General features: G+C 60.6%; 8 protein-coding genes. 1 reads left to right on the plus strand and 7 read right to left on the minus strand.

What is annotated here, in order from left to right; translation table 11 throughout:
- Window positions 1-44 precede the first annotated feature (44 nt).
- From AC1DXW_RS26820 to plsB, 4 genes are all read right to left on the minus strand, one after another.
- Window positions 45-734 carry a DUF4197 domain-containing protein gene (locus tag AC1DXW_RS26820; protein WP_477752373.1) on the minus strand — a complete coding sequence of 230 codons (690 nt, stop codon included), beginning with the start codon at window positions 732-734 and terminating at the stop codon, window positions 45-47.
- A 27-nt stretch (window positions 735-761) separates the two neighbouring features.
- Window positions 762-1160 carry a YbaY family lipoprotein gene (locus tag AC1DXW_RS26825; RefSeq protein WP_477752374.1) on the minus strand — a complete coding sequence of 133 codons (399 nt, stop codon included), beginning with the start codon at window positions 1158-1160 and terminating at the stop codon, window positions 762-764.
- Window positions 1161-1293: 133 nt separating this feature from the next.
- Window positions 1294-1635, minus strand: coding sequence for a YbaY family lipoprotein (locus AC1DXW_RS26830; RefSeq protein ID WP_477760677.1), 342 nt, complete (start codon window positions 1633-1635; stop codon window positions 1294-1296).
- Window positions 1636-1803: 168 nt separating this feature from the next.
- A complete protein-coding gene (gene plsB, locus AC1DXW_RS26835; protein ID WP_477752376.1) occupies window positions 1804-4296 on the minus strand; it encodes a glycerol-3-phosphate 1-O-acyltransferase PlsB in 2493 nt (830 codons plus the stop codon).
- A gap of 236 nt (window positions 4297-4532) precedes the next feature.
- Here plsB and AC1DXW_RS26840 point away from each other — a divergent pair, with 236 nt between their 5' ends.
- Window positions 4533-4742 (plus strand): cold shock domain-containing protein, encoded by a 210-nt coding sequence (locus tag AC1DXW_RS26840; RefSeq protein WP_007954750.1) that lies wholly within the window; start codon window positions 4533-4535, stop codon window positions 4740-4742.
- 135 nt (window positions 4743-4877) lie between these two features.
- Here AC1DXW_RS26840 and AC1DXW_RS26845 read toward each other — a convergent pair whose 3' ends face one another.
- The 3 genes from AC1DXW_RS26845 to dapE form a co-directional block, all read right to left on the minus strand.
- A complete protein-coding gene (locus AC1DXW_RS26845; protein WP_204930192.1) occupies window positions 4878-5255 on the minus strand; it encodes a hypothetical protein in 378 nt (125 codons plus the stop codon).
- 81 nt (window positions 5256-5336) lie between these two features.
- Entirely contained in the window at window positions 5337-6146 is an 810-nt protein-coding gene (locus AC1DXW_RS26850) for a putative RNA methyltransferase (protein ID WP_477752377.1), read from the minus strand.
- Complete coding sequence (gene dapE / locus AC1DXW_RS26855) at window positions 6146-7297, minus strand: succinyl-diaminopimelate desuccinylase (RefSeq protein WP_223458812.1); 1152 nt, start codon at window positions 7295-7297, stop codon at window positions 6146-6148. The genes AC1DXW_RS26850 and dapE overlap by 1 nt, the downstream gene beginning before the upstream one ends.
- Window positions 7298-7354: the final 57 nt, after the last annotated feature.

Genomic DNA, 7354 nt, shown 5'->3' on the forward strand with positions numbered 1-7354 from the left:
CCTTTGTGGGAGCAAGCCTGCTCCCACAGGTTTTGTGTCGCGGCTCAGAGCGTACCAAACACCTTCTTCGCCAAACTGGTCGCCGCAGCCGCCGGGTTCTGGCGGATGGTTTCTTCCTGTTTGCCGATCATTTCGAACAAGCCATTCAAGGCCTGCTCGGTGACGTAGTTTTCGACGTTGGCGTTTTTCGCATCCACTACGCCCATGGTCGCCGCTTGCCCGGCAAATGAGTTGTACTGTTGGGCCAGGCCAACCTTGTCGGTGGCTTGCTTGACGATGGGCAAGAACTTGGCGCGGATCTGTTCGCGGCTGGTCTTGTTCAGGTATTGGGTGGCCGAGTCGTTGCCGCCGCTGAGGATGCCTTTGGCGTCTTCAACGGTCATTTTTTTCACGGCATCGACAAGGATTGGCTGGGCCTGGGTGACGGCAGTTTCGGCTGCCTTGTTCATGCTGGCTTCCAGCTCATCGACCTGATCGCCCATGCCGAACTGTTTCATTTTGCTGGCGACCTTGCCCAGTTTGCCCGGCAGTTCGATTTTCACGTCCGGGTTGTTGCTGAAGCCGCCCGGGGTGCCGAGCTGTTTTACGGCCAGTTGAGCACCTTGGGTCAGTGCGTCCTTGAGCCCGCCGGTGGCGTCTTTTTGCGACAGGTCGCTGAGGGACAGCGCCAGGGCGCTGGCGGAGATCATCAAGCCTGCGCACAGGCCGGCAAAGCGGAGGGTAGGGTGGAGCATGGCAGCTTCCTTGTTCAAAAATGAGAATTAGCGAACAGCGTCGACGCGGATTTTCAGCGGTTGCGGGTCTTTGCCATCAAGCTGCACGGCATGGTTTTCGGTGGTGATGAACATCAGCTTGCCGTCGACTTCGATGCGCGCGCTGACCGAGTAGCGATGGCCTGGTTTGACCTGCGCCGGATCGTAACTCAGATGAAACGGCAGTGGCACCTGGCCTTTGACTTGACCTTTCTGTTCGTCGAGGACAGTGGCCGGTGCGTCGGCCAGGGACACGTCCTGCAAGCTTACGCTCAGGGTGGCGGTGGGCGGCAGGGCGCTGCGTTGCAGGTAAAAGACTTCGCCGTCGAGGCTGGCTTTCGGGGCAGATTGCATGGATTGGCAGGCGCCGAGCAAAACCGTAAGCCCGAGGAGAGAGAGTTTTTTCATGAAGCGGATCCTTGTCGTGGCGCCTGAAGAAAACCGGCGCCAACGACAATTTAGCGGATTTTGCCGGCGATAGCCCCGGTAACATTTTGCAATATGGTGCCAGGGATTTCGCCCAACTTGCCTCGGGGCGTTCTCAGACGCGGCTGACCAGCACTTCCTGCCCCTTCACATAATCGACACCCAATTCCACCCGGTGTTGTTGAGTGGTGGTGAAGATCAGACGGTCTTCGTGGGTGATGCTCGCGCTGATTGCATAGGTATGGTCGGGCAGGACATCGGCAAGCTTGTACGTCAGGTTGAAGTTCAGCCCGACATTTTCTGCATTGGGAGTGATCTGTACGGTCAGTTCCTTCGCGGCGACATCTTGCAGGCTGACATCCAGCAGGCGGACATGAAGCGTTGAGTTGGGCAGCAGTCCAATCTTTTCGAGATAATGTACTTTGCCACCAATGGTCTTTACGGATTCGTTGCTCATATTGATTTCCTTATCGATTGATCGTCGGTATTGACGAGCGCCCAGCATAGGTTCGAGGCAGCGATTTCTATGTAGGGGAATTCCTGCAAGCAGGGGCGAAGAGGGCGTGGCATGAGTCAGAAGCGTCCTTGCGTCAGCCATTAACCTGCGTGCAGTGATCCGATGAAATCAGAGCGGTGTTACCAACTCCGCCGCATCTTCACTACGATGCAACGCCACCTGCCGAATCGACAAGCGAATCTCCGCCGGCAACACCCGTTTGGCCGCGCCTTCGGCCAGTTCGCCAAGCAGTTCGTGATAACTCAACTTGCCGGCCTCGTCGCGCTTGAGCACGTCGAGGTCGAGCATGGTCTGGATGAAGTGGCGGAACAGGCTCTTGTCGAAGAATTCCGGGGCGTTCAGGCCATGCAGGATCGACAGGCGCTGGGCCATGACCGTGCACAGGTCTTCCAGTTCTTCGGCGCTGATGCTGTTCTGGCCACTGTTGAGCAGCAGGGAGACGGTCATGTAGAAGCGTTGCAGGGTCTGGGCGATGCTTTTCGACAGCAGCGTGAGCAGTACGAAATGCCGCGAGCTTGGCGCCGGGCGCAGGTACACATCGTTCTCGAAGCGCAGCAGGCCTTGTTCGACGAAGGCTTCCAGCCATTGATCGATCACCTCATCCAGTTCGTCCAGCGACCAGCGAATGAACAGCTCCGCTTGCAGGTACGGGTACAGCGCACGGGTGTAGCGCAGGATCTGTTCGCGGCTCATGCGCGAGGCGCTCTGGAAGAAGCTCGCCAGCAGTGCCGGCAGGGCGAAGATGTGCAGCACGTTGTTGCGGTAGTAGGTCATCAGGACGGCGTTCTGCTCATCCAGATACAGGATTTTGCCCAACGCATCGCTCTGCTCCGAGAGCAGGTCCATGTCCTTCACGTGCTCGATCAGCGCCCGGCCATCGCCTTCTGGCAAGGTGGTGTGCGGCGAATAGGGGACCTTGCGCAGCAGCGCCAGGTACAGGTCGAGCACCCGCGCCATGGCCCGGTCGTCCAGGGCCAGGCGGCTGGTGGACAGCAACGCCAGTGCCACCAGGTTGACCGGGTTGATCGCCGCCGCTTCGTTCAAATGCCGGGCGACTTTCTCACCGAGGCGGTTGGTGGTTTCGTTGAGCCAGGCGGGTCTGAACTGCGGGCCGAGTTCTTGTTGGCGCCAGTCCGGCTGCTCGCCGTCGAGGAATTGCGCCAGCTTGATCGGCTCGCCGAAGTTCACCGCCACCTGGCCGAAGCGCTGTTTGAGCGCGCCGATGACTTTGAAAATATCGAAGATCGACTCTTTCTTCTTGGCCGCACCGCGCAACTCGCCAAGATAGGTTCGACCTTCCAGCACGCGCTCGTAGCCGATGTATACCGGCACGAAGACGATGGGCATGCGCGACGAGCGCAAGAAGCTGCGCAGGGTGATCGCCAGCATCCCTGTCTTGGGTTGCAGCATGCGCCCGGTGCGCGAACGGCCGCCCTCGACGAAGTACTCCACCGGGAAGCCCTTGGTGAACAGGGTGTGCAGGTATTCGTTGAACACCGAGGTGTACAGCGGGTTGCCCTTGAACGTGCGGCGCATGAAGAACGCACCGCCGCGACGTAGCAGGCCGCCGATCACCGGCATGTTCAGGTTGATGCCGGCGGCAATGTGCGGCGGGGTCAGGCCGTTGCGGAACAGCAGGTATGACAGCAGCAGATAGTCGATGTGGCTGCGGTGGCACGGCACGTAGATCACTTCGTGACCCTGGGCGACCTTCTGCACGCCTTCGATGTGATTGACCTTGATACCGTCGTAGATCTTGTTCCAGAACCAGCTCAGCACCACTTCCATAAAACGGATCGCAGTGTAGGTGTAGTCCGAGGCGATTTCGTTGCCGTAGCGTAGCGCTTGAGCTTTGGCCTTCTCCGGTGAAATGTTCTCGCGTTCGGCTTCGTCGAGGATCGCTTGTTTGACCTGCGGCTGGTTCAGCAGGCCTTTGACCAGGTTGCGGCGGTGGGAAATGTCCGGGCCGATCACCGCCGCCTTCAGGTTGCGGAAGTGTACCCGCAGGATCCGCTGGGCCATGCGCACGGTGCGTTCATGGCCCTTGTCGTGCTCGATCAGTTCGCGCAGGTGGATCGGCGCGGAGAACTGCACGCGGGTCTTGCGTCCCAGCACGATGACGCTCAGCAATCGGCGCAAGCGCCCGGTGACCGCCCAGCTATCGGCGAACAGAAGTTTCCATGGGCTGTTTTCGCTGTCCGGCGACTGGCCCCAGAACACGCTGACCGGAATGATCTGCGCATCTTCGGCGGCGTTCTGGCTCAGGGCGCTGACCAGGCGGGTCAGGGTCGGCGGCGCACCGCGCTTGTCCTGGCGGCCGAGCCAGTCCGGGTCCGGCGTCAGGTAGAAGAACGCGGCGGGTTCCAGCAGGTTGCCCACCGATACCGGCAGCACCGGGCGTGGCAGGCCGGCCTTGCTGCATTCGGTGTCGACCACGGCGAGGTCGGTCAGCGAAGGGTTTTGCAGGACGTAGAACACCGGACGACTGCGGTCGAGGTTGAGGGTGAACGACGACTGGTTGATCGTCTCCGAGCGAACCCAGAGGTACAACAGTCGGCGCAAGGTGCCAAACACAAGACGGCGAAACGGGGAGCGGGTCATACGGCTTCTGCGTGAGTGAATAAAACCGAGCGTTTGCTTGGGAGGGCGATAGTGTGCCGGATTCATCGAAAATCGGCAAAAAAGCGGGTAAGTAAACTCTTGTTGAGAGTTTTAACGTCTGTCATATACTCGGCGCTCTGTCGCCGTTGCCCTCATGGGACCGGTATGCGCAGGCTGACGTTCCCGAGGCTTTCCTGCGAAAAGCCCGATCAATAATAAAAAGGGAGTATGAACAAATGGCAACACGCGAAACCGGCAACGTGAAGTGGTTCAACGACGCCAAGGGCTACGGCTTCATTCAGCGCGAGGACGGGGTGGACGTGTTCGTGCACTACCGCGCGATTCGTGGCGAAGGGCACCGTTCCCTGACCGAAGGCCAGCAGGTCGAGTATGCGGTGGTGGAAGGGCAGAAGGGGTTGCAGGCTGAGGATGTTGTAGGTCTGTAACCAGAATCTTCAGAACACCCAAAAACACTGTGGGAGCGAGCTTGCTCGCGATGACGTCCTTTCAGCCAACATAGATGTTGAATGTCAGTCCGCTATCGCGAGCAAGCTCGCTCCCACAGGTTCGGTGTTCAGGTTTTAAGCAGTTTTCCAGGTGATCTCTTCTTCACCATCGGCGCTGATGCGAATCCAGCGATCCGCCGTCTCCTCACCTTCCTCCTCGATCCAGCTACCCGGTGCGCAACGCACTTCCACGTTCAGCGCGGCAAACGCAGCGCGGGCGCAGGCGATGTCGTCGTCCCACGGGGTCTGGTCGCTTTCCAGGTACAGGCTGTTCCATTTGCCGACGGCTTTTGGCAGCCAGGTCACTGGCACGTTGCCGGCCTTGCACTTGTAGGTCTGGCCCTTCTGGACCCAATCGGTGCACGGACCCAATGCCGCACCGAGCCAGGCGGAAATGGCTTTGTGGTCGACGTCGGCGTCTTTCAGGTAAATCTCGATATCGGGTTGGCGCATGGATGTCCTCACTGCGGGTCTGAAAAATCCATTCGCGGATTTAGCCGGTCTTGAGCCGTTGCCCGAGACCAAAAATTTAAGTTATTGAAGAACAAAATAATCGTAGCGCATCGACACGGTGACCTCGAACGGCTCGGCCTGCTCGATAACAGCAGCACGGCGCTCGGCACTGGCGCGCCAGCCGTGGGGCGTCATCGCCAACAGGTTCGCCCGGTCCTGACCGCTTTCCAGCGTCAGCTTGAATTCCAGGGTTTCACTGTGGGTCAGCACCATGCCATCCGGTACCAGGGCCAGGTGCTTGTCGTCAGTGTATTCACGGACTTCGTCGTACAGCCGCTCACGCAGTTCCATCAGGTGGCCGCTGGTTGGCCCGACTTTCATCAGGCCACCGCCAACACTGAGCAGGCGCTTGGCTTCTTCCCAATCCAGCGGGCTGAAGACACTGGCCAGGAACTGGCAACTGCCGGAAGCCAACGGCACCCGGGCCATACTGGCGATCAACCAGGTGAGCTTCGGGTTGCGTTTGCAGGCGCGTTTGACCGCTTCGCGGGAGATGTCCAGGGCATACCCTTCGGCATCTGGCAGTGCCTTGGCGATTTGCGCGGTGTAGTAACCCTCGCCACATCCGATGTCCAGCCAGTGCTGTGGCGCTACACCTGCCGCCAGCTCCGCCAGACGCTTGGCTACCGGGGCGTAGTGCCCGGCATTCAGAAAGTCGCGGCGGGCTTCGACCATCGCCTGGTTATCCCCAGGGTCGCGGCTGTTTTTGTGCTGCACCGGCAACAGGTTCAAGTAACCCTGGCGCGCGCGGTCGAAACGATGTCCGGCGGGGCAGACCACGCCATTGTCCACCGCATTCAGCGGCTCACTGCAGATCGGGCACGCAAGCATCAGGCGAGCAACTTGATCAGGGTCTGGTAGTAGATTTCGGTCAGTACGTCGAGATCCGCTGCCAGCACACGCTCGTTGACCTGGTGGATGGTCGCGTTGACCGGGCCCAGCTCAACCACTTGGGTGCCCATGGTCGCGATGAAGCGCCCGTCGGAGGTCCCACCGCTGGTGGACGCCTTGGTTTCACGACCGGTGATGTCCTTGATGCTCGCCGACACCGCGTCCAGCAGCGCGCCCGGTTCGGTGAGGAACGGCAGGCCGGACAGCGCCCAGTCGATGTGCCAGTCCAGGCCATGTTTGTCGAGAATGTCGGCGACGCGCTTTTGCAGGCCTTCGACCGTCGATTCGGTGGAGAAACGGAAGTTGAACACCGCCACCAGGTCACCCGGGATCACGTTGGTCGCACCGGTACCGGAGTTGACGTTGGAGATCTGGAAACTGGTCGGCGGGAAGAAATCGTTGCCGTGGTCCCAGTGCTCGGCTGCCAGTTCGGCCAGGGCCGGGGCAGCGAGGTGGATCGGGTTCTTGGCCAGGTGCGGGTAGGCCACATGGCCCTGCACACCGCGCACGGTCAGCTTGGCGCCGAGGGAGCCGCGACGGCCGTTCTTGACCACGTCACCCACCAGGGTGGTGCTCGACGGTTCGCCGACGATGCACCAGTCCAGACGCTCCTTGCGTGCGGCGAGGCGTTCGACCACGGCCTTGGTGCCGTGGTGCGCCGGGCCTTCTTCGTCGCTGGTGATCAGAAAGGCGACTTTGCCTTTGTGATTCGGGTAGTCGGCGACAAAGCGCTCGGAGGCGACGGTCATGGCGGCGAGGCTGCCTTTCATGTCGGCGGCGCCACGGCCGCAGAGCATGCCGTGTTCGTCGATCAGCGCGTTGAACGGCTCGATCTGCCAGGCCGCCACCGGGCCGGTCGGGACCACGTCGGTGTGGCCGGCGAAGCACAGCACCGGACCGTCGTCCTGGCCGTGGGTGGCCCAGAAGTTATCCACATCTTCGATGCGCATCGGTTCCAGGGTGAAACCGGCATCGCCCAGGCGCTGCATCATCTGCTTCTGGCAATCGGCGTCGATCGGCGTCACGGACGGACGGCGGATCAGGTCGATGGCGAGTTGGAGGGTCGGCGAAAGGTCGGCGTGGGCCGTCATGGAAAGCTCCGATGTGTGCAGCACGATAAACCTGTAGGAGCTGCCGAAGGCTGCGAT

The sequence above is a fragment of the Pseudomonas sp. P4_C4 genome (assembly GCF_056402055.1).